The organism is Streptomyces sp. NPDC000410, assembly GCF_040300305.1.
Classification (GTDB): Bacteria; Actinomycetota; Actinomycetes; order Streptomycetales; family Streptomycetaceae; genus Streptomyces.
The window spans coordinates 1-2,680 of sequence record NZ_JBEPDM010000117.1; the positions used below are offsets into that span (position 1 = coordinate 1).

Consider the following 2,680-nt stretch of genomic DNA (forward strand, 5'->3'; position numbering starts at 1 on the left):
GCGGACCCTGATGAGGGTGACACGGGTGGCGACGGGATCGTGCTGGTCCAGCCGGGGGTCGAGGCCGACACCCTTCCCACCCTGCAAGGCGTCGAACCGGGCAAGGGCCTCACCCTCGAGCTGTCCCTGACATATGGACAGCCGTCGGACGAGACAGAGGCCGCGCTGAGGTCGATCGCCCGGGAGATCGCGCAGAAGGCCGTCTGGCAGAAGTCCAAGACGGAGCGTCTACCCGCGATCGATATCGCCGTTCAGACGAGTGCCATGACCGGTCCTCCGTACGAGGAGGCCGCGGCGTTTGGAACGGTGACGGCGAGGAGACTGCGGGCGTATGTGTTCGACGAGCTCACCGCCCAGACCCAGCTGCGGACACCTCTACCAGAGGTCAGGCACCTTAGGTTCAACATCAACCCCGTGATGGGCGATGACACGAACAACGTCCACATCACTGTGCGGCCGGCCTCTGAACCGGTGGTTCTTGGCAAGAACCGGTTCTTCCTGCCGGCGGCGAAGGATTTGGCCGCTGATGCGTTGATCCGTGAGGGTGTGAAGACGCTTCCGGCGCTGGAGAACGCCGTGGTGGTGGCCGGGCACGGCAGCCGGGGGCGTTTGAATCTCGAGGGCCGCGAGGTGAACCCCGAGGGGCTCCTGGCCTACCTCGAGCGGCAGGGGATTCTCACCTTCACGCTGGGCACCGACGGGGCGAAGCGGTATGACGTCGAGTATCTGGTGCTGGAGGCTTGCGAGAAAATCGGCGGTGAACATGGCACGTTCGCCCAGGAGTTGGCGGAGCTGACGGGTCTGGGTGTGGTGACTCCGTCGGGTGTGGTGTCCGGTATGGGGCCGTTCACGGGTCAGTTCCTGTCGACGCAGACACATGTGATGGCGGACGGGAAGATCGTGCCCGCGTTGCCGGCCGAGGTGAAGCCGTGGACGCTGCACCGCAGGGGCCAGGATCCGCAGGCGTTGAAGAACGATCTGGTCGAATCGCTGCGCGAGCTGAACCTGAAGCCGGTGGTCGCCAAGCAGCCGTTCAAGAGCGCCGACCACAACCAGATCATCAACTTCGCCAAGACCGAAGCCGCCACCGACTCCTCGGTGGAACCCTCGGGCACCGAGCAGGCGCAGGACCAACAGTCGGACATCACACCCGCACTGACCAAGGACCAGGTCGTCGGCGGCATTGTGAGCGATGTGCGCGGCTTCCGGAGTGCTCTCGGTGACATGGAGCGTGGAGCAAGGCTGAGACTGCGGGAGCCGCTCACGTCGGGCAAGCTGCCCTTCGATGCGATCGCCAACGTCACACGTGAGCTCGAGAAGGCCGGGATCAGCCGCCATTTGTCGGAGGTGGAGTTGGCCCGGTTGGCCTGGGTAGCGGCTGAGATCGGGCACGTAGAAAACCTCGATGCGGCCTTGCGCTATGTCACGAGCATGACCCACGGCCTTGATTCGCTGAAGGCTTGGACGTGGCGATTCCCTGCTCGGATCGGGGCGTCGTACGACGTGCTGGCGAAGCACAATCCGTCGGCCCTGAAGCACGGGAGCCCGGAGGAGATCCGCTCCAAGGTTCTGGCGCTGGCCTCTGTCTGGGTGCTCAGTTCCGACCGGGGTATTGAGGACGCGATCGCGCTTGCCAAACGCTGGGAGTCGTCGACGGTGGACGTGGGCTCGGCGGGCCGGGACACGTTCCTTCGCTGGGCGTCGCCGACGGCCACGGACCATGCATCCGTCCTAGGCCTCTACCCCGACGACGAGATGAAGAGCTGGGAGAAGCACAACGCCGACAAGAAGGGAACCTGGCGATTCTGTCAGCAGCCACCACTCGTGATCAGCCCAAGTGGTGAGATCGAGGATCAGCTTCCCGGCGCCCTTCCGGTACCGGTCGGTGCTGAGCAGCCGCTGAAATGGGCGGGGGACCTGACCCTCTACGTGACAGCTCACGCCAGCCCTCGTGTGTTCAACCTGCCTTTGGCTGACCCGACGCGTGTCAGGAACCACGAAGGCCGGGTGAGCGTGTCGCCGAAGCACCACGCGGAACTGATCGCGTCGGATCCGGCGTTCCAGCACATGCTGGATCTGGCCGTGCTGGACGAGGCTCGGCGCACGGCGGGTGAGGATGTTCGTCCGTTCTCGGTGGTGCTCGATTCCTGCATGGTCGTGCAGGACGTGGGGCAGGTCCGTTTTTCGGCGGACGTGGTTGCTTCGCATCTGGCCGAGCGCGTGGCTGCGATGCGGGAGAAGGAATTCGAGGACGCTGCGCGGGAGTTGGCGAGGGAGGTCGGGTTCGCTGACTGGGATGGCGCGAAGTTCGGGAAGTCGGTGCGGGAGTTCGTGGCCGCGAGCTCTCGACTGCCGCTTACGGACGCGTCGGCGCATGCCCAGGAGATGGCGCGCGAGTTCGCCGCGGGGCTGGGTAAGTCGTCCGCCGGCATCGATCCGAAGGTGGCGGTGACCTTCGCGGAGGGGCTGGCGAAGGCTCAGAAGCCGATCCCGGAGGGCATGCGGCTCTTCGCCTCGCCTTACAAGGTATGGCTCTATACCAACGGAGTCTTTGCTGTTGAGGCTCCTCCTGGCACGGCGGATGGGTGGTTGGAGTTCCCGGTGGGGTTGCCGGTGCGGGGGCGGGTTGTGCCTCGTGCTGGGGTGGGTGTGGCGGGGGTGGTGTCGTTCCAGCCGGGGG

The 2,680-nt window shown here is 65.4% G+C and carries 1 protein-coding gene; it reads left to right on the forward strand.

Annotation, left to right across the window (positions count from 1 at the left end; genetic code table 11):
* Positions 1–39 precede the first annotated feature (39 nt).
* The coding region (locus ABT342_RS37960; RefSeq protein ID WP_351584147.1) for a hypothetical protein at positions 40–2,680 on the forward strand (2,641 nt) is incomplete at its 3' end.